This is a genomic window from Vibrio sinaloensis DSM 21326 (assembly GCF_000189275.1).
In the GTDB taxonomy this organism is placed as follows: Bacteria; Pseudomonadota; Gammaproteobacteria; order Enterobacterales; family Vibrionaceae; genus Vibrio; species Vibrio sinaloensis.
Genome location: NZ_AEVT01000083.1, coordinates 1 through 20,472 on the forward strand (window position 1 = coordinate 1; position 20,472 = coordinate 20,472).

The following is a 20,472-nucleotide window of genomic DNA, read 5'->3' on the forward strand; positions in this document are numbered from 1 at the left end:
CTTTGTCGCCAACGTTAAGTTGGTTAAATTCGCTGTTGGCGGTGAATACCCAGTGACCGTTGGCATCGATGGTTAGTCTGCCATGGGTACCTGTGATTGAGTCTGGAGTGAAGGTGTTATCCGGATTATCGATATCAGTGCTGGTCAAAGTACCTGAAGTTGTAACAACTTTATCCGTTTCATTGAAAGCCACAGTTGCATTACTGACGGTGGCAGTATCGTTAGTGCCGTGAACAGTTATTGTGATTTGGTGAGGCGTACCATCAGCGGAGTGTACTGTGATCGTATCCGTTGTAGCTTCTCCGTTTGCTAATGCTTGAACGGTTGGATTGGCGTTATCCAGAACGTATGTCCAAGATCCGGACTCAGTCAGATGCAAGGTCCCCAAGCTTCCCAAAAGATCGGTATTTGAGAAATGGGCTTCACCAGTGTCTGTATCATGAATAGATAAACTTCCTGTCACGCGAGGGGAAAGGTCTTCATATATATCGCCAGTATCAGCACCAGACACAAGGGCATTATCGTTTTCCCCACCAATTGACATTTTTAGTACTTGTGGAGTTCCATCTACAGTATGGATGATAAATGATTCAGCAAGAGAAGTGCCGTTGGTTAATGCCTGAACTGCTGATTGAGAATTATCTACGATATACTGCCAGTGTCCTTGAGCGTTTATAGATAGTGAGCCAAATTGGCCATGTATAGTTTCTGGGACTAATACACTTTCACCATGGTCTGGGTCTAGAACATCCACTTTCCCGCTCGTTTTCAGAAAGCCGTGATTGTCCACATTGTGATCTTCTATGACATGACCGGAGAGCGTGCCAGTGATGACAGGTGAATCTTGTTTCCCCACTACAGGTACTTGGATAATCAGTTTAGTTCCATCGGTTAGATGTATTGTAAATGTGTCGGTACCTGGCTCTTGCTTTTGAAGCAGAATATAAGCTTGAGATTTTGGATCGAGAGTAAACTGATAACTGCCATTTTTATCTACGTGTAGCTGACCGTATGCACCTTGAATGGTTTCTTCCACATAAGACACTCTTTGCGGAAGTTTGGGTGTCGTAGTCGTAGGAGGTGTTTTTGTCGTTTGATTGTTACTCACGATATTGTTTAACGGCGACGTACTGGAAAGTGGAATTCGGTGAATAACCGGATGGCTATGAGAAGCAAGATGATGCGAAGGGGGAAGGGGCGTGTTCTCAATGTGCATAGAAGCATCTTCGAGTGTGGTCGCGCTGGCTGATGATAATTGAGTATTCTTTGAGGCAGATGATGCCTCTGTAGGCAGAATGGACTCCTCCATATTGTTTTGAAGGTTTGAAGCCTCATTCACTTGGGTTTCAGTATCACTTTCTAAATCTGCTGGTACCTGTGATGCTTTAACATTTAAAGACGGGAGAATGAGCATCAGGCTGCTAGGTAGCGGGATTTGAATCTTTAAACTAGAGAATAGTTTTACCCTCTTTTTCTTAGAATTTACTTGTTCTTTGTTTGTTTGGTTTGTAGGGGCTTTCTTACGATCGTTTGCTTTTTTTTCAGCTATTTTCTTTTCCATGAACCTGACCCAACTTTCTCGATATCCTATTGATTAAAGTACAAGAATTGCTGTTTTTCTACTTGAAGATAACATTTGCAAATTAGTGCCCCTTTTCAGAACGATTAGTAATAAAACTGTAAGTTGGAGAGGAGAAGTTTGCTCGGCATGATTGCTAAACCGAGCCTGTATAGAATCTTTATTATCAAAAGTTCAACGAGAACCACCACCCCCTCCCAAACAAGAACTCCACTTCAAACTTAAATCACCCATGCAGGAATTGGCATTTTTTCGGCAGATTTTGGCTAGTTATCCCTAACTGATTAATGAATTATTAACGGGTAATTCGATATTGGAACATTCTCAACCTTGTCGAAACTGCCATGGGTCGACAGCTTGAGAGCAACTGAAAAAGGAAGACTGATGCTAACAGGTTACTGGTCAATCGATGCGTTTATCATTGCCAATCTACTGCTGTGGATTGTGGTGTTCGCAGTCTATTTCAAGTATGAAAAGTCTGGCGAAGGCGTGCTCGAAAAAGTCTCCAAAGTATCAAAACCTTAAGGAGTCAACTATGAACACCAAAACGCTTGGTTATACGACGATGATCGTCTCCGCTGCTTTGATGGGCTGCGTCGGTCTTTTTGCTCGCAATATAAATACGAGTGGTGATGTTATTGCCTTTACTCGAATGATGGTCGGCGCGATCTGTATCTTGGCCATCCTTATCTATAACGGTAAAGCGAGTTTAATAAAAGCAACCAAACTGACCCCTGCCGTTATGGCGAGCGGGGCATGTTTAGGTTTGTGTCTTGCGGCTTATGTTTCTGCAACTAAATATACGACGCTCGCTAACGCGGTGTTTTTAATCTATACCGGGCCGGTATTCTCAACGATTTTGGCTGCGGTATTTCTTAAAGAAAAAATCTCCAAGCTAACAGCGGGGCTGTTAACGGCGGTTTTCATTGGCTGTCTGTTTATTATCGGCATTATCAGCCACACACCCGAAGGCGGCTTAACGGTATCGCTTTCTTTCTCTAAAGAGAACTTCTTGGGGGATATGCTCGGCTTAGCGTCTGGTATTGGTTATGGTTTGTATCTATTTTTGAGTCGCTACCGCACAGATGTAGGCTCAGATACGCGTTCGTTCTTTAACTTTTCATTTGGTGCCATCGCCATTGCGATTTTCTTCATATTCAATCCGCCGTCGCTGGCTGAAATGGATAGCAGCTCTTGGATTTGGCTAATCTCTATGGGCTTCTTTATTGGCTTTGGCGCGCTGTCACTGCTCACTATCGCGGCTAAGCATCTTAAAGCGGCAGAGCTTGCCTGTGTCTCTTACTTAGAAACCGTTGTAGGAGCAGGGATCGGTATCATGATGTTTGGAGAGAGTCTCACTGCGCTTCAAACCCTAGGTGGAATATTGGTGATTGGTGGCGGCATGGGTGAGATTGTCTTTACGATGAATAAACGTAGACAAGCCAAAGCGGCTAGTACTGCGGCACAAGCTAATCAATAACGCTTCACCAAGACAAGGACGCTGTTATGAACACGACGCTCAATTGGATCTTACTTCTCGTTACTGTTGCTGTCATGGTAGGGTTAGCCGTTTACAGCAACAAGATAATGAAGTCAGATGAAGGTGAGGGCGGTTTTCTACTTGCTGCCAATTGTCTTGGTCCCTTTACTGGCGCAGCAACTATTGTTGCGACGGGCTTCTCTGGGTGGGGCTTTATGGGCTCCCCCGGTGTGGCCTATAAGTATGGCGCAATTGAATTGCTCGGCAATTTCTTCTTTGCGCCTGCTATGGTCTTAGCGGTTATCTTCTGCGCTCGTTTTTTGCACCAGAAAGCCCAAGCGATGGGCAGCCTAACCATACCGGAATACATTGCCAAAAATCACCAAGGGCCTGATTCCGTTAAGCGCCTTACTCAGGCTGTCGCGGCTCTGATCACCATTGTGCTTTTATTGGTATTTTTAATCGGTCAGGTAAAGGCACTCGGTTTACTTGCTGGGCAATGGCTCGGCATCTCACCGACCATGGCGTCGTTGATCATGGTTGGGATCATCATTCTCTATACTTCTATCGGTGGGCTCGCGGCGGTCGCATTTACTGATACAGTAATGGTTATCGGCATGTGTGTCTCTGCCGCCATCATTGCGATGACCGTTTTTACCGATATATCACCTAGTGAGCTTGTTGATGCTCTGCATACGATAGATCCATCATTGGTTGAGCCAGACAACTCCGGTCCTTATGGTGCGAGTACATGGCATGTCTTTTTGGTGCTTCCGTACGCATTTATATACGCTACCACCTTACCTTATATGTCGGTGAGATTTATGGCTTTGGCAAAAAACACCAAACTTCATTTGATGGCGGCTTACATGACACCCATGGCGTGCCTGTTGAGCTTAGTGCCACTCGCGGGTCTGTATGTTCGCGTGAAAGTCCCGGGTCTAGAGAATGCCGATAACGCCATGCCTGTTTTTCTGACCACCTTTTTAACGCCAACCACTTCCGCCGTCATTACTTTGTTTATTCTGTTTGCGATGAAATCAACGGCGAACTCTGTACTCCATGCCATCGCTGGCTCTGTGTCGCATGATTTGCGCCAAGCCATTTGGCCAAAATGCAGAATGTCAGAAACTCAACTGCTGATATTTAATCGATTAGCGGTATGGGGACTGGGTTTGGTTGGCTTTGTCGGTATGTTGTATGCGCCACCGTTTATGCTCTCAATGCTGGCAATCTTGGGCTCTGGGACGCTTATGGCGACATTGGTTGCCCCGATGATGTTGAGCCGCTTTATCGAAGGAAACATCTACGCTGCGCTGTTTTCTATGCTGATAGGTTTTGGCTCAGGTAGCGTGCTGTTTTTGATGTTTGATATGGGATGGGTTGAAGCGCCAATCTATGCCACCGTTATCTCCAGCTTCAGCTATGTTGTCATTGCTAAAGTGTACGCAGCGCAAACCGACGCTCAGTTCTGGGTTTCAAACAACTGATCTTCCCGTAACTTAAAAACCAGAGGCCAGTGCATGCAAATAGTCGATTTCATTGCACTGTCTCTGTACCTGCCCTTCAATAGATGACGAGCTCATGATCTCTTTTCTCATATCAATATGATCATTGCGGTATTTTTTGGGTGTGACTCGCAGTAAGTTCTTAAACTTCGCATTGAAATTTGATAAAGATGAAAACCCGACTTCAGCACTTATCGTCGCAATGCTCCAGTCGGTAGAAACTAAATATCGAGCAGCTTGTCGTACTCTTTGTTCGATTAAATATTGCTTAAAGGTGATGCCTTTATTTGAATGAAAGAAGCGAGAGAATGTGCTTTCAGCCATATGAACTTGCTGAGAAACTTGTGCGACTGATAAAGGCTCAGATAAATTGTCTTCGATATATTCAAGAGCGACTTGTAATCTATCTTCTGTTTTCTTAACACTATTAATTTCTAAGTAGTCTTCTAATAGTCTAATTTTATTTTTATCTTTTGAGAGCGTATTTAATAAATCTAAAAAATAAATGACGTGAATAAAATCAAACTTGTTTTCCATTTGATCCATCTTGTCTCTTACTTCACAAACGACACTGCCAGTAAACAACGAGCCCCACTTGGCCTCTTCTAGCATCTCTCTCACAGCCTGAAATTGAACACTATCGACAAAGGTTTGGCCAAGCGAATGCAAGCGGAAGTGCAATATGTTGTAGCCCTGCTTGATGGCTTCTTTTGAACAGGCTTCGACAGTTAAACGAAAAGGGTTAAAGGGGGCGAGTAGAACAGCGTCTGTTTTACTCAGTTGGTATTCCTTATTGGCAAGATGCAGCGTACAACCATCGATGTTAGGTTGTATCAAGATATAGTCAGCACCAAAGATCATATGTTGTGACTCTTCCACTTTCTGTAAGTCAAATAAGTGAAACTCTGAGTTTTTCGCCATTATTTTTTGATTCATAGTCAATCGCTCCATGACAAAGAGATGTTCTACATTTGCACTAGCCCTGTTTAGCTTCAAGCAAAAAAACTGGAAACGTGATTAAAGTCTTCATTAGTAGATAGTGATATTTTTAATTTTTGACCTGTGCCAATTCAGGTCACGTACTACTTTTTAGTTCTGCATAATATCCATGCTTTTTGGATAATTATCCAATTAAATAATTAATATAAACAAAGCAGAAATTCGCCACTCTTCAGCATTATTTGGCTATTCTCTGTTTAATATTTATTTAAAAAATAACCTCATAGACAGAAAATAAATAATCCATCCAAGATTATATTCGCTCTATATTTATTTAATCCAAACTTGTGCCTGAGGGAACTTGCTATGAGTGTTTCGAATGATCTATATCCAAATGCTTCTCTACCTTTAGAAAGAAAAGATTCTGGTGTGCCAATTGTGCGCCCGGGATTGCACGTTGAGTCATACAATGATTTTGACCCACTAAAACACGTGATTGTCGGTATTGCTGACAACCAACATATCCCTGAAGCTTGCCCTGCGAGTAATGAAAAAATCCCTGCAGATTCTCCAATGCGTGGCAGCAAGCCGGGGCGCCGTACTCAAGAGAGCATCGACCGCGCCAACGAATGCTTGAATGGCTTTGCAAAAACGTTGGAAGACCGCGGCATCATCGTGGACCGCCCAGGAGCTGTAGACTGGCACCAGCGCATTACAACGCCAGATTTTAGCATCAGCTCAGGTTTTGGGGTTATGCCTCCTCGAGACTGCTTGCTGACTATGGGTAAAAGCATCCTGATGGCGCCAATGAGCTTTAGAAGTCGTTACTTTGAGTATTTGGCTTATGTGGACTTGCTGCGTGAATACTTTGAATCAGACCCTGAATGTTTGATTGAGCAAGCTCCTCGCCCGCGTTTGTCTGACGACAGCTTCCGCATGGATTACGTTGCTGCCTACGAGACGTTAACTGACGAAGAGACCATGGCCCGCTCACTGCGAAAAGAGTACAGCACCAAAGAGACTGACATCCTATTTGATGCTGCTGACGTTATGCGTTTGGGTAAAGACATTTTCGTTCAGCATGGCCTAACAACCAACTTGGCAGGTATCCGTTGGATTAAACGCAAATACGAACCACAAGGCTACCGTGTTCATACACTGAGCTTTGAAGATAACCATCCAATTCACATTGACGCGACTTTCTGTCCATTGCGTCCTGGATTGATGCTATTGAACCCTCATCGTCCTCTATTTAAAGGACAACGAGACATTTTCGAGAAGAACGGTTGGGAAATCGTAGAAGCGGTTGCACCAGCATGGGATACGCCACCTCCATTGTGTTACTCAAGCACATGGCTATCAATGAATACTCTGATTCTTGACCATAAAACGGTGTGTGTTGAAGCTTCAGAAACGGGCCAAATGGAACAATTCGATAAACTTGGCTTTGAAGTTGTCCCAGTCGATCTGCGTGACGCTTACGCCTTTGGTGGCGGTCTACACTGCGCGACAGCAGACGTATGGCGTGAAGGCACCTGCGAAGACTACTTCTCTAACCAATTCTTTGGCGCTCACAGTATCGAGCACTGGGAATACTAAGACTATTGGTCTCCTTTTGGGTGGCACTTTCGCCACCCTTTTTTGCTTTTAGGGAGGGTACAACAAAAGACCTGGTTTCTTTCTACGTGGGTTCATAAAAAAGTCTTACTATAATGATAGATTAGTGAATTACGGTAATGGAAGTAGGTATGTAGGCGTGGTCAAATTGGGAGTGCTGGGTATTCTGGCGATAACGGGTTCGTGCAACGCGACAGCGGCAGCCACGGTCACGGCTGTGGTAGGAGAATATGAGCCATTCACGTCTCCAGACCCTAATGGCCCAAAGGTTACAGAAGAATTAGTGATAGCGGCCTACGGCGCCGTGGGACACGATGTGATTATCTCGCGTGCCCCTTGGAAGCGCTGCTATGAGTTAGTCAAATCCGGCAAATTTGATATCACCTTTCCCTATTCGTATTCAGAGCTGCGTGCGCAAGAGGTTACCTTTTCTGCGCCATTTATGGCTTCGCAGGAAGTCATGTTCCACAGTAAAAAGGTTAATTTTGACTGGTCGGGTAGAGTAGATGAGCTTGCCCAGTATAAATTAGCCGGCATATTGGGCTACCGCCACCTCGATGTATATCAAGGTGCGGAACTTAATTACCAATTGGCAAAAGACTACCACGATGCATTTTTATTGCTGTTCAAAGGCCGGGTCGATGCCGTGCCGTTAAACCCGATTGTCGGGGAGTATTTTTTGCAAAGTGAGTACCCTGATCAACAAGCGCAAATCACTTATCATTCTATTCCATTCTCAAGGCGTGATTGGCATGTACTAAGTACCGATAACGGTAATGACTATGTGCGTTTGTTTGACTTGGGAATGGCGCGGATCAAACGGTCAGGTTTATTCAACACCATTATCAATCAATACAAATAGAGGCGATCTACTCCAGTAAAATAGCTCGCTTTGCTGTTTTGAATAGTGAGGTTATTTGTCGGCTTGGTGCCTGACGTATTGCTGCTTACCCGCTTTTTTCGCTTTGTACATGGCCGCATCCGCAAGTTGGATGAGTTCGTCAATGGTTTGCGCATCGGTAGGGAAACAGACGCTACCGATACTGGCAGAAAGTGAGGCACCATAAATGCTGTCTAAAGGTGAGGTAAGAACCTGCATAATCTCGTCGCACAAGACGGTGAGTTGTTGGTCACAACAGGTGCCTTTGAGCAATAAGATAAATTCGTCACCGCCATAGCGGGCCAGTTGCGCTTGTTCGCCCAGTAGCCGATTGATTTTTTCAGCGATCTCAACCAGTAGTAAATCACCCACACTATGGCCATACTTGTCGTTTACCGCTTTAAATCCATCGAGGTCGATGTACAGCAAGGTAAAGCGATTCTCTTGGTTACTGTCGAGATCGATCAGCTCTTGAATCGATTTGTTGATGCCGCGACGATTGATCAGTTGAGTGAGTGGGTCGGTTAAAGCCAACTTCTCTAAGCTTAACTCTTGCAGCTTTCTTTCATTAATATTGTGCTGGTGGAGTAGCAGTACTTTTTCGTTGTCTGTGTTTAAAGAGGCTTTTACGTTTAAGCGATACCATTGATCGCCAAGTTTAGTGCGGAACTGAACGTCACCTTCATACTCATTTTTCTTGTCAATTGTCGAGAGCATTTTGCCCAGCTCGTGGGTATCGACAAACAGTTGACCTAAAGCCGGCACGTGATCGCCATGCTCTTTATGAAAAGACGGGTTGCCACTTAAAAACTCGCCACTGATACTAAAGGTGGAAATGATAACGCTATCAATGAAGTAGCCATTTTCGGGTTTATCATCAATGCTGACCGCTTCAACTAACATGGCTTGGCGGCCATCGTCGAGCGTGATGCCAGACAGATAGCAAAGGGCGCTGACTTCGCGATCATTCGGTGTGAAATGCCAGTTTTCTTTGAATACTTGGCCTTGCTCAAATGCGGTTTGATAATCCAAAAGCGCTTGCTTGACGGCATCGGAAGCACCTTGTCGAAAATCTCGCTGTTTCAATGCGTCAACATCTGGGCTTGACCAAAATTTCAAACCGGCATTATTGGCCCATACGATACAAAAATTGTCGATATCGTATATCCAGACAGCGGTGTGTAATTTATCCAAATTGACCAGCTTCATTAACTACCAGCTTTAAATCTAAATGTGTACAACATGTTCATTCCATTCCTAAACGACGGAGGTTTTTGTTTGTCCGCTGATTAATAGCGCGTTCAAGTCTGCCGATTCCATAGGCTTTGCAAAGTAATAGCCTTGGAAGCATAAACATCCCATTTCTATCAATTTTTGTTTTTGTGCCTGCGTTTCAAGACCTTCAGCGACCACGGTCATCTTGTGGTTGCGGGCGATGTCGATGATGTTGTTTACCATCCGCTCCGATGACGAATCATCTGGCAAGCCATCGATGAATGATTTGTCGATTTTTAGCTCGGACAAGGGCAGTTGGCTCAACGAACTGAGTGATGAGTATCCAGTACCAAAGTCATCAAGAGACAGCCTAAACCCTTCCTCAACGAGCTCATTACACATGGCATTAACCTGCTGCATATCTTCAATAAAGACGCTTTCTGTGATCTCAAGAATCACATCTTTCGGACTCATATCGTTTAATGTTAGTTCTTTCCGCAGCGCCTGTTTGATTTGTGAGTCCATTAACTGTTGAACCGATACATTGATCGACAAAGAGTAGCGAGTTGAGGTTGATTGGTGAAGGTGGGCGGTTTCGCGAATGGCTTTTTGCATGATCAGCTCGCCAAGGTCGCTCATCAAACCTGACTGCTCAGCCACGGAAACGAACAGATCAGGAGGAATGTAACCCAGTTCTTCATCTATCCAACGCGCCAACGCTTCGACACCGCATAAGCTGCCATCAGCACGAAACTGGGGTTGGAAGACGACGAAAATCTCACGGTTTTTTATCGCTTTTTTCAGTTTGAATTCAACGTTCAAACGCTTTAAATGCTGCTCTTGGAACTGGGCATTAACAAAACTGACCGTGTTCTTGGATTTTTTTGCCTCTGTCATTGCGACGCCGAGCGACCATGTCATCTCATCGAATTCAGTTTGCAACTTAGCGGTGTTGGTCGCCGCGATGCTGGCAGTGAGCAAAATGGTGGAATCATCGATTAAAAACGGTTTGGCAATCGACTGGAGTACGCGGTGACAAATGACTTCGGTTTCCGATTCTGACGCGCAAGGGAACATAATAAAGAACTCATCCCCGAACCCTCTTGCTACCATGCCATTTTTGCCAATCAGCGCCTTAAGTCTTTCTGAAATAGCAATCAGTACTTGATCGCCATACTTCTGTCCATAGAGCTCGTTGATACTCTTCATTCGATCAATGTTGATAAAGGCTATGGACTGGGGGTTGTTGGCAAGGCGTTGGACTTCTTTACGCAGTTTGTTTTTGTTGGCTAATCCCGTCAGAGGATCGTGAAAAGCCTGATGACTCAATTCGAGGTATTTGGACTTTTCTCTCTGATAGATGTAACGAGCAGAGCCCAACAGCAAAAAACAACTGATAAAGAAGAAGCTGGTTGGCACCATGATGTCTTGGAGAAACTGATGGTGTATCTGGCTTGTCGGTATGCGAGACATAAACCAAAGGTGGAAGTATTCGTCGTACTTAAGTTCAATGGAGTAACGCTCGTCGTCAATATTTAAATAGCCAGAATGTTCGAAGTTGATGTTTTTAGAGTGTAATTGGTCAAATGAGTTCAACATGGTGTTGAGCCACTCATCTGTGATTGCGGTCGCGTAAGCCATTTCGTTGTTGAAAAACTCGCTACTGTACTGGAAATAGCGATCAGCTCGAATAATGTCGATTCGGTGATAATCGGGTAAGTTGGCTTGGAAGGTTGGATTATTGACCCTGACTCCAGCGGTCATTACGGCTTTCAAACGGTTGTCCGGTAGACGAATCGGGACTCGCAGCGCCATCGCGATCTCATGGTGGCGCAAAAAATTGAGCAAGTAAGTACGCCCAATGACCAGTCTGTTTGCATCTAGCGTTTGAATGAACGAGTCGCGGCTTTCTTCCTGCTGCTTAAGGTTGGGTAAGGAATCAAGCGGCAGGTTGGAGGATACCTCGAGCAAATCCCCCTGCGGGTTCGCCAGACCAAGGCCGACGAAGGCTGAGTGTGTCGCGCGTACTTTGTCTAATATTGGCGCGTGCTGTGGGGCATCTGGCAATGGCTTATCACGAGTCAGTTGCTCACCTAGTAGCAGTAACAAGGCTTCCTGGCTTTTGAGAAACATATGGGTGTTGGCAGAAAGCTGGTTGACTTCATGTTTCTGTAAGTTCTTGAATTGCTGGTGGGTTCTGTGCCAAACAGACGACAGGTACCCAGAAAACACGATGGAGCTGACCAGCATGGTCGCAATGAATATAAGCGCTAATTTGTTTCTAAATAGAATCATGAGAATACTTCTAAGAATTATCTCTAGCCGTTGAGAACTGACGGGTTTCTCTACCCATACTCAACTAAAGTAGTAACTGTCTTTGTTGATAAAGATGAAGATATACGTAATTAGAGGCATACGCGAGCATAGAATTGATTTTTGTGAGGTTATTTTATAAAAGCGCGCGCATAATCGAAGGTCGGTGGGGAAGGCTGGAATTAATCGCTTCTGTTCGGCATTGAAGTTAATGGGAACGGCTAACTTCTCCTTGATATCACAATGATTTTTAGATACTTATGAGCCTAGGTGCAAACTAATGAGTTCGCATTTCGCGGGCATATTCTCTTACTTGATGTTTGCTGCAACTGTTAAGGCTATTGAATAAAAGGGGTTTAAAAGGACTTAAATGACAACTTTTCGAGAAATGGTGGCGTCGGACTACCAACAAGTATCTGGCTTATGGACAGAAACCGATCATATGGTTCTGCGTGAGGCTGATTCAGAGCAAAACATCACTCACTATTTAACACGTAACGCAGGGTTGAGTTTTGTGGCGATTCAGAATGACGTGGTGGTTGGTGCAGTTTTAGTCGGCACCGATGGGCGCCGTGGCTACTTGCAGCACCTAGCGGTGAGTGAACGCTGCCAAGGTCAGGGTATTGGTAAACAGTTGGTTGGTCTAGCTGTTGATGCGTTGGAGTCGCAAGGCATCGCTAAAACGCATTTGTTCGTGGTGAACGAGAACCACAGTGCTCAGCAGTTTTATCAAAAGCTTGGTTGGTTCCCGCGTGACGAAGTAAGAATGTTCTCTTTCAACGCTTCAGACAATCTCGCAATCTAGTGGTTTAGGTCAATAACTGACGAAGAATCGTTAGATTAACAAATCTTAATCTCGCCTCAATTCGGGCTTAATCCCCCTTTGGTTACTCTGGGTTGATAACAATTAACCTAAGAGGACAAAAGGTGAACATATTAGGATATCTACAAAAAATCGGTAAGGCGCTGATGGTGCCTATCGCCGTGCTTCCTGCTGGTGGCTTAATGCTGGGTTTAGGTTATGCCATAGACCCAGCAGGGTGGGGAGCGAACAATGCGATTGCCAGTATTTTAGTCAATGGTGGCAAGGGCATTATGGATAATCAGGCTTGGCTTTTTGCCGTCGGCGTCGCTTATGGTTTAGCCAAAGACAATAACGGTGCCGCCGCGCTGTCGGGGCTACTAGGGTTACTGATCATTGAAATGATCGTGGGTAATGTCGCGGTGATCTCCCAAATAACGGGGGTGCCCGTTGAGCAAATGTCGAGCTCAGAAATTATTGCCTCAAAAGCTGCGGTCAGTGCCTTCACCGGGATCATGATGGGGATAGTGGCAGCGGCGCTCTATAATCGCTTTCATAACATCAAGTTACCCGCAGCACTTGGTTTCTTCGGTGGTCGCCGCTTTGTTCCTATTATTACCTCTCTTGCGGCGATCTCAATCAGTCTAGTCATGGTTTACGTGTGGCCTGTCGTTTATGGTGCTTTGGTGGATTTCGGTATCGCGATTTCAGAGCTTGGTGCCACTGGTGCAGGTCTATATGGTTTCTTTAACCGTTTGTTGATCCCAATCGGTCTGCATCATGCATTGAACCAAGTGTTTATCTTTGACTTAGTGGGTATTAATGACATCAGCAAATTCTGGTCGGGCACAGGTGAATTGGGTGTGACGGGTATCTATCAAGGCGGTTTCTTCCCGTTTATGGGTTACGGTCTCCCTGCTGCATGTCTTGCGATGTACCACTGTGCTAAGCCTGAGAACAAGAAAAAGGTCGGTGGTATTCTTGGCGCTTCCGCGCTGACTGCGATTTTAACTGGGGTCACTGAACCCATTGAATTCGCGTTTATGTTTGTGGCTCCCGTTTTGTATGTCATTCATGCTTTGCTGGCGGCGCTGTCACTATATATTGCCGCGAGTATGCAGTGGATTGCAGGGTTCACCTTCAGCGGCGGTTTGATTGACTTTGTGTTGTCGTTCAACTTACCGCTGGCAAACAAGCCGTATATGTTGATCCTACAAGGCTTGTGTTTTGGCGCGATTTATTACTTTGTGTTCCGTTTCGCTATCTTGAAATTTGACCTCAAAACACCGGGCAGAGAAGATGCGCAAGCCGAGCAGGGCACCTTAGTGGGGAGCCACGAGAAAGCAGCGCAGTATGTAAAGTTGCTAGGCGGTCATAGTAACTTCATCTCTATAGATTCGTGCATTACGCGATTACGTTTAACGCTGAACGATACGTCGATTGTAGATGAAGCGGCGCTCAAATCGATTGGTGCACTTGGTGTGGTCAAAATGGGTAACAACAACCTGCAAGTTATCGTTGGGACAGAAGCCGAAGAGATTGCCCAAGCCATGAAAGAACTTGGTCCGACAAGCGCTGAGCCACAAACAGCCACGTCGAGTTAATCAGACACTGACTGAAACAGCAAAGCCGAGTCGATTGCTCGGCTTTGTTGATCATTCTTCAATGGGGGAGTGGAAACTCTCAGGTTTTAATGCCACCAAAGAGCAACCAACGCTTTGCAAAATGTTCTCGGCAGTATTGCCAATCACAACACCGGGGATACCTGTTCTTGCTAACGTCCCCATCACTAGCACATCGATTTCATTTTCATCGACGCAGTTTGGGATCTCTTCATCGGCTGTGCCATGGAGGTGATGTAAAACGATGTCCCCTTCAATCGTCGACTCGTGAATGAGGCTTTGCAAGGCTTCAATATGCTGCTGCTTGGCGTGCTCGATTTGTTGCTCGAGCTCTTGCTCAGAGACTCGAATCCAAACATGATCTTTGAGGTAATGTTCAAGTTGGTACTCCCAGCAAGAGACCACGTGCAGCCGGCTGTCACAGCTATCGGCAATGCTACGTGCCAGTTGGAGTAAGCGGATAGACAGAATACGTTCTTCATCGGTTGTCGCATTGGGGTTGACGGCTACGGCGACTCGCTGTTTGATACGCGGTTTTTCAGAGGGGCGGTTTAACCAAACGGGGCAAGGGCACTTACGCAGCAGGTTCATATCGACGGCACGCAAGCCACGCGTTTTGGATTGGTAACCTTCGGCGTCTTTCACTACTAAATCGATCTGCTTATCAAGAACGTATTTGATGGCCTGGACTGCAGGTTTGTCGGCCGCCAAGAGCTTAATGGGGAAGGTCATGTCTTCCTCTGTCATATTATGCTCGCCGAGGCTTTCTTCGATGCTGGTTTGTAACGTCTCCAGTAGCCATTGTTCATACTGAACTTCATAGTTTCGCATGTCATCGGGCAAGCGAGGGCAGACAAGTAAACCAGTGAGTGAAGCCTTATTACTCCAAGCCAGCCGTATTGATTGTCCGAGAGATTCTCGGGTGTCCGACGTTCCCTGACTTAAGAAAAGGATCTTTTTGAACTTTGGCATATCCACCTCCTTGTTGATTAAAGTCTTAATGCAAGAAGGGGAAATTTCCACTCAATATAGGAATCCTTACAAAATTTGTGGAAAATATGCCGCTTTGTTGATTTGGATTAACCAAAATAGAGTCTGGCTCGAAGTCCCGGCTGGTTATCTTTGAAGATTAGCCGACCTCCATGACGATGTATCACGGCATCGACTAAAGATAAACCAAGGCCATTGCCATGCTCACTTCGGCTTTTGTCTGCTCGGTACATTGGGCGGCACACATGCGGCTTATCCTCATCAGCGATACCGATACCGCTGTCGGCAACGACAACACCAAGAGGATCAACGACGACCTCTATATGCCCGTTGTCTGGGGTGTACTTAACCGCATTTTCGACCAAATTGAAGAGCGCTCTAAACAGTAGTGATGGATCGCCTTGGACATGGCAAGGACCATCTTGGCGAAAGAGCAATGAGAGAGCCTTTTGTTCAGCCAGTGGCGAAATGAACTCAATCGCATCTTGGCTTAGTTTGGTTAAATTGACTTGCTCCGAGTTTAGGCTGGTTTGACCGCTATTAATTTTGGCTATTTCTAGCATGCTATTAAATAACGAGAGAATGAGCTCAAGTTCGTCGTGGCATGCGGAAAATTGCGCGTGCTGTTTGTCTGTGAGTTCGTCGCACGAGAGCATATCTTCAAGCCTTAATTTTAGCCGGGCCATTGGCGTACGCATATCGTGCGCCATGCCAACGGTGAGTGACTTTAGTGTTTGCTCATTTTTCGCCATTTGTTCAATCATATAGTTGAGGTGAATGGCGAGAATATCGAACTCGTCATCTTGGGCTGAAACAGCCAGTTTGACATTGCGCTCACCACAAAGCACTCGATTCATGGCTCGATTCACGTTTTCAAGTCGACGCAGAATCAACACAGTAAAAAACAATGCGGCGACCAGCATCACGGCGATGGGCAGCACGATGCTAGAGAGCACGATAGGTATTAACGATTTACGATAAGCTTCAACGACTTGTGGATTGACACCGATTTCCAGTTTGACGTTGTCGCTGAGCGAAATATTGGTTTTGTCGTTGGGCAGAGTACTGATCGGGTAGTATTGAGTGGCAAAGGGAGAGTCGATATGCTCAATCAATCGATAATAGAAAGGTGTGTTGGAAGTTTGCTTTACCAAGAGTAACTTTTCGACTTCTTGACGGCTTTGCTGAGCCAAATAGCTGAACTCCATAATCTCATCATTGAGCTGTTTGGTGAGCTGCTGACGATGGAAGGTATCTGAATCGAGGTATACTTGACGCACGACCATAATGTTGATGACCGCAATGACGACAAATAAACCGACCAGCGTTTTAAAAACGGAAGAGCGGGTAAGCGTGTAATCATCGACGAAGGACATAACCCGCCCCTCTCACGGTATGAAGCAGATTTTGACAGCCCGCCTCTTCTAGTTTGCGTCGAAGGTTTGCCACGTGAACATCGATCACATTGGTTTTAGGGTCAAAGTGGTAACTCCAGATGCTTTCAAACAAGCGCATTCTGGAAACGACTTGTTCATGGTGCTCAACAAAGTGCTGAATTAACTGAAATTCTTTAGGCTGAAGTTGTAGCTCTATATCGTGGCAGGTGACTTTATGCGCCCGTAAATCCACCGTTAAGCAGTCGTAACTGAGTGACGTTTGTGGGCGGCCTTGGCGTTGAGTGCGATTAATTATGATATCGACTCGCGCGATAAGTTCGGCCAGAGCGAAAGGCTTGATCAAGTAGTCATCACTACCAGCTTGCAGACCGTCGACGCGATCTTCGACGCTGTCCATGGCGCTGAGAATCAAAACAGGCAATTGCTCAATAGTGGCCTTGATTGCCGACAAGATTTTCATGCCATCTAGATAAGGCAGCATACGGTCGAGAATCACCAGATCATATTCGCCACTTAAGGCCATCATAAGTCCGCTATTGCCGTCTTCTGCTTGGTCTACGGTGTACCCATGCTGTTGTAAGCCTTTGGCGATAAACTCACGCGTTGTGCTGTCGTCTTCGATGATCAGTAGTTTCACAGTGACTCCTTGTTTGTGCGCCTCTTATCATATCTCATTCACGCATAAGTGGGATGGATAAAAAGAAGGCTCGCGTGACTAATGCGAGCCATGACGACCTAGGGGGTAAGCCGAAAAATCTTTAGATATTAGAGGCTTTGATTATCTTCCCTCTGTCATTCAGCGAGCATTTGTGAAACATTAAGATTTGTTAATCTTCAACGAATTCAAAGGAGTGAGTATGACGCTGGAGTGGGTTTCTGTAAGGCTTCAAGAATTCGAGTTACTTTTCGACTGCGTAAAACAAGGGTTGTATGCCCATGTTAAACCTGTGTTCGGTTGGAATGATGAGTTTCAACGTGAAAGGTTAAAAAATGAGTATGAATTCTCTTGGTTTCATTGGATTTTACGCGATGGAGAAAAAGTCGGTGTAGTCTGTTTTAAGCCATATGACAACGCAATTCATCTCCACTTATTGGTAATACAGGCTGAGCATCAAGGGCTGGGTATTGGTAGGAAAGTGATGAAGCAACTGCATCAGAAGGTGATTGATGAGAAACGCACGGCATTAACCTTGTCGAGTTTTATCGGCAATACGCGCGCCATTGCGTTGTATCAAGACTTGGGCTACCAAATTGTGGAGCGCGAGGACCATTTTGTGTCGATGAAGCGGACATTTTCGGCCCAATAGTAAAAAAGCCGCTCTAGGCGGCTTTTCTTTAATTGGCAATATTCATGGTCAAATTCAGGTCTAGCGACAGTTTGGATAACTTGTCTTTCAGGATGCGACGCGTTTTCTCCAATTCCGCTACATGGACCTGCTTACCTTTTGCATGCACTTCTAAGTTAACGCGTAGCTCTCGGCCCACTTTGGTGACACCAGCTACCTGCAATTGCTGGCTAACTTGTTTATCAAGCGCAGAGACTTCTTGGTCAACGGCCGTTACGATCTCATCGCTTGGCTTCATCATAAGCAGTTCTCGCATTGCCTCTTTGAGCATATCGAACGGTACTTTGATGAAGTAGAAAGACATTAAGATCATCATCATAGGGTCTGCGTACACTGCATACTCAGCATAAGGGGAAATTGAAACTAACCAAGCCGCGATAAAACCAAGTGTAACCGCAACGCTGAGTAAGGTATCCATTTGCCATTGTGTTGCTTCGGCTTCAATAAGGCCTGATGAAAAACGCTTTGATTTGTTTGCGATGTACCACCAGCCGTAACCACAACCGATGACGTTGACCACACCAAAGAGTGTTGCAATAGAGGCGTCTACTTCTCGCCCGCCAGAAAACATGGCTTGTACTGCCGAGTAGAGCGAATAGCTGACCACCAGAAGGATAACGCTGCCTTTTATCGCAATCACTACGGGTTCAAGAATCGCTTTACCGAAGGGAAATTCAGTTTTAGATGGGCGCTCAATATAGCGAGAAACCGCCAGCGACAATAAAGTTAACAGTAAGCTGACTAAAGAATAAACACCGTCAAAAACGATAACCAGTGAGCCAACAAGCAAACCAAGAATCAGACCGCCACCCGCAAAGCCAGACGCTAAAAGGGCTGAGAAAGTCAGAATTCGTTTTTCGTTTAAGCTTGTCCTAGCACACATACCGTAATCTCGATGGGAAACACACTTATAGTCTTCTCAAAACCGATCGAATTGACAAACACCTTCTGCTTACAAACACAGCGGGAAAGTTTGAAAATTAAACATTGTCAATGTAAACAATAGCTTAATAGCGAATATTGCTGTCAGGATTGTTGACGCTCAGTGATGTTTACCGTCAGGAGTATGTAATATTGCGTGAATTTTAAGAGTTTTGGAGGTTAAAAATCGAACAGATATTCATTGAGTTTATCGGCCAACCATGACATTCCCGGGTGCTCTGCCATACCCGCAGCGGTGAACATACAGTAATCTTCTTGCGTCAAACCATAGGTGTGCTTAATCACAGCAAGTTTTTGTTTTCTAAGAAGGTGTCGAATCAGAGGCTCGGGTAGTACGCCCCAGGCTTCTTCTTCCAAAATGGTGTTGAGCATGTAATCAAAGCTTGAGAAACCAATATGACGTAGAGAAAATGGCTGCAGCTCGGGATTGTCTTTCTCGTTTAAATAAACCATCACTGCTTGGTTGGCGTTACGCAGTTCGTCATCCGATACACGGCGTAATTTAGCTAGGGGATGATCGGCACTGCACACAGACATCATGCGAATTTTGCCTAGAGGTTGATAAGTGATGTGTGGATCATCGATGCGCTCGTAATCCACACCAAAGGCGAAATCCACTTGTTGGGTAGCGACTAAGTTAGCAAGATCACCGCTTGACGCGAGGACAATATTAAATGCAGTGGCGGGGAATCGATTATTCAGCTTATGTGATAATTCGTGCCACATTTCATCCGGTAATGAATCATCGCGAGCAATCCACACTTCGGCGTTGAAGTCACCAGAAACTTGGGCACAGGTTTGGCGAATTCTAGCGGCTGTTACGAGTAGGTTTTGGCTGTCTTTATAGATGGCTTTACCCGCTTCAGATAAAGTCAGGTGGTTGCCACTACGAACAAATAGCTCAATGTCTAACTCTTTTTCCAGTGCTTTAATGGCCATACTTAGCTTGGTTCGGTTGCATTCCAGTTGGCGTGCCGCTTCAGATACCGAGCCAGTATCGGCGACAGAGCAAAATGCTTCGATTTGAGACAAGTTCATAGATTGGTCGTTATGCTACATCTTTTGCCAGATAGTATAACAATAATCGCAGATTGTCCGTTTTCCGCTTTGAAACGCTAGGAATTTCATGCAGTTTTGATACTCTTGGAAGACGCCAAATGAATGAAGTTATAGGGAGATCATGATGGCTACTAGTTGGGATGATGTCGCAGCAGATTGGGACAATGAAAAATCGACAGGTGTCTATGCCACCAAAGCGTTTGAGTCACTGCAAGGTATCATTGATTTACAAGGAGCTCGTTTGCTCGACTTTGGTTGTGGCACAGGGTTGCTGAGCCAGAAATTGTCACCAGCAGCAAAGGAAATTGTCGCATTAGACAGCTCTGAAGCGATGATTGAGCAAATGGACAAAAAAGAACTGGCTAATGTTGAGCCTGTGGTTGATATTTTGAGTCGTGGCCTTGTTGCTATGCACCCGGCCTTCCGTGACCAGTTCGATGCCGTGTTAGCCTCTTCTGTATGTAGCTTTCTTCCTAACTACTCAGATGTTGCAGACATTGTTTACAGCCTACTCGACAAAGGCGGATGTTTTGTCCACTGGGATTGGCTGTCTGACCAGGATGAAATCGGCGGAATGACTCAAGCCCATGTCCATCAAGTATTGACCAGTGTTGGATTTGAAGACGTTACGGTTACCACGCCATTCGACATTGATACTCCAGCAGGAAAGCAAACGGTATTGATGGCGGTTGCGACTAAGTAAGTTTTTAGTGGTGCATTAAATCAATAAAGCGGCTTCCAGTGTGAGCCGCTTTTGTGTTTTAGGAGGGCTTGTTTACTCCG

18 protein-coding genes are annotated in these 20,472 nt (G+C 45.3%); 9 read left to right on the forward strand and 9 right to left on the reverse strand.

The window, feature by feature from the left end; translation table 11 throughout:
• Window positions 1-1,561: VCBS domain-containing protein (locus RH45_RS14415; RefSeq protein WP_008078364.1), on the reverse strand; the 1,561-nt coding region annotated here is incomplete at its 3' end.
• A gap of 402 nt (window positions 1,562-1,963) precedes the next feature.
• Here RH45_RS14415 and RH45_RS23575 point away from each other — a divergent pair.
• From RH45_RS23575 to RH45_RS14425, 3 genes are read left to right on the forward strand one after another with little or no spacing between them, the layout of a single operon-like run.
• Window positions 1,964-2,104, forward strand: a complete 141-nt coding sequence (locus RH45_RS23575) for a hypothetical protein (protein ID WP_008078366.1) — start codon at window positions 1,964-1,966, stop codon at window positions 2,102-2,104.
• Between the two features lie 10 nt (window positions 2,105-2,114).
• Entirely contained in the window at window positions 2,115-3,059 is a 945-nt protein-coding gene (locus RH45_RS14420; RefSeq protein WP_008078368.1) for a DMT family transporter, read from the forward strand.
• 26 nt (window positions 3,060-3,085) lie between these two features.
• Window positions 3,086-4,549 (forward strand): sodium:solute symporter family protein, encoded by a 1,464-nt coding sequence (locus RH45_RS14425; protein WP_008078370.1) that lies wholly within the window; start codon window positions 3,086-3,088, stop codon window positions 4,547-4,549.
• Window positions 4,550-4,561: 12 nt separating this feature from the next.
• Here the strand turns inward: RH45_RS14425 and RH45_RS14430 are convergent, their stop codons facing one another.
• On the reverse strand, window positions 4,562-5,503 hold the full coding sequence (locus RH45_RS14430) for a helix-turn-helix transcriptional regulator (RefSeq protein ID WP_008078372.1): 942 nt from the start codon (window positions 5,501-5,503) through the stop codon (window positions 4,562-4,564).
• Between the two features lie 369 nt (window positions 5,504-5,872).
• On the opposite strand from RH45_RS14430, the gene RH45_RS14435 reads away from it, so the two are divergent.
• Together RH45_RS14435 and RH45_RS14440 are read left to right on the forward strand one after the other, a co-directional pair.
• Window positions 5,873-7,105, forward strand: coding sequence for a hypothetical protein (locus tag RH45_RS14435; protein ID WP_008078373.1), 1,233 nt, complete (start codon window positions 5,873-5,875; stop codon window positions 7,103-7,105).
• A 124-nt stretch (window positions 7,106-7,229) separates the two neighbouring features.
• Complete coding sequence (locus RH45_RS14440; RefSeq protein WP_158026987.1) at window positions 7,230-7,985, forward strand: substrate-binding periplasmic protein; 756 nt, start codon at window positions 7,230-7,232, stop codon at window positions 7,983-7,985.
• 51 nt (window positions 7,986-8,036) lie between these two features.
• Here the strand turns inward: RH45_RS14440 and RH45_RS14445 are convergent, their stop codons facing one another.
• The gene (locus RH45_RS14445; RefSeq protein WP_008078377.1) at window positions 8,037-9,212 is read right to left on the reverse strand and encodes a GGDEF domain-containing protein; all 1,176 of its coding nucleotides are present in this window, start codon (window positions 9,210-9,212) and stop codon (window positions 8,037-8,039) included.
• A gap of 48 nt (window positions 9,213-9,260) precedes the next feature.
• On the reverse strand, window positions 9,261-11,513 hold the full coding sequence (locus RH45_RS14450; RefSeq protein ID WP_008078378.1) for a putative bifunctional diguanylate cyclase/phosphodiesterase: 2,253 nt from the start codon (window positions 11,511-11,513) through the stop codon (window positions 9,261-9,263).
• Between the two features lie 388 nt (window positions 11,514-11,901).
• Here RH45_RS14450 and RH45_RS14455 point away from each other — a divergent pair, with 388 nt between their 5' ends.
• The gene (locus tag RH45_RS14455) at window positions 11,902-12,336 is read left to right on the forward strand and encodes a GNAT family N-acetyltransferase (protein ID WP_008078379.1); all 435 of its coding nucleotides are present in this window, start codon (window positions 11,902-11,904) and stop codon (window positions 12,334-12,336) included.
• A 122-nt stretch (window positions 12,337-12,458) separates the two neighbouring features.
• On the forward strand, window positions 12,459-13,937 hold the full coding sequence (nagE, locus tag RH45_RS14460; RefSeq protein ID WP_039958720.1) for an N-acetylglucosamine-specific PTS transporter subunit IIBC: 1,479 nt from the start codon (window positions 12,459-12,461) through the stop codon (window positions 13,935-13,937).
• A gap of 51 nt (window positions 13,938-13,988) precedes the next feature.
• Here the strand turns inward: nagE and RH45_RS14465 are convergent, their stop codons facing one another.
• From RH45_RS14465 to RH45_RS14475, 3 genes are all read right to left on the reverse strand, one after another.
• Window positions 13,989-14,927 carry a universal stress protein gene (locus tag RH45_RS14465; RefSeq protein ID WP_008078381.1) on the reverse strand — a complete coding sequence of 313 codons (939 nt, stop codon included), beginning with the start codon at window positions 14,925-14,927 and terminating at the stop codon, window positions 13,989-13,991.
• Window positions 14,928-15,034: 107 nt separating this feature from the next.
• Window positions 15,035-16,321 carry a sensor histidine kinase gene (locus RH45_RS14470; RefSeq protein WP_008078382.1) on the reverse strand — a complete coding sequence of 429 codons (1,287 nt, stop codon included), beginning with the start codon at window positions 16,319-16,321 and terminating at the stop codon, window positions 15,035-15,037.
• Complete coding sequence (locus tag RH45_RS14475) at window positions 16,305-16,979, reverse strand: response regulator transcription factor (protein WP_008078384.1); 675 nt, start codon at window positions 16,977-16,979, stop codon at window positions 16,305-16,307. Before RH45_RS14475 ends, RH45_RS14470 begins: the two co-directional genes overlap by 17 nt.
• Window positions 16,980-17,199: 220 nt before the next feature.
• On the opposite strand from RH45_RS14475, the gene RH45_RS14480 reads away from it, so the two are divergent.
• Window positions 17,200-17,649: a GNAT family N-acetyltransferase gene (locus RH45_RS14480; protein ID WP_008078386.1), complete on the forward strand. Its 450-nt coding sequence runs from the start codon at window positions 17,200-17,202 to the stop codon at window positions 17,647-17,649.
• Window positions 17,650-17,677: 28 nt separating this feature from the next.
• On the opposite strand, the gene RH45_RS14485 is transcribed toward RH45_RS14480, so the two are convergent.
• Entirely contained in the window at window positions 17,678-18,571 is an 894-nt protein-coding gene (locus tag RH45_RS14485) for a cation diffusion facilitator family transporter (protein WP_008078388.1), read from the reverse strand.
• 218 nt (window positions 18,572-18,789) lie between these two features.
• On the reverse strand, window positions 18,790-19,668 hold the full coding sequence (locus RH45_RS14490; RefSeq protein ID WP_008078390.1) for a LysR family transcriptional regulator: 879 nt from the start codon (window positions 19,666-19,668) through the stop codon (window positions 18,790-18,792).
• A gap of 145 nt (window positions 19,669-19,813) precedes the next feature.
• Here RH45_RS14490 and RH45_RS14495 point away from each other — a divergent pair, with 145 nt between their 5' ends.
• Window positions 19,814-20,392 (forward strand): class I SAM-dependent DNA methyltransferase, encoded by a 579-nt coding sequence (locus tag RH45_RS14495; RefSeq protein WP_008078391.1) that lies wholly within the window; start codon window positions 19,814-19,816, stop codon window positions 20,390-20,392.
• Window positions 20,393-20,472: the final 80 nt, after the last annotated feature.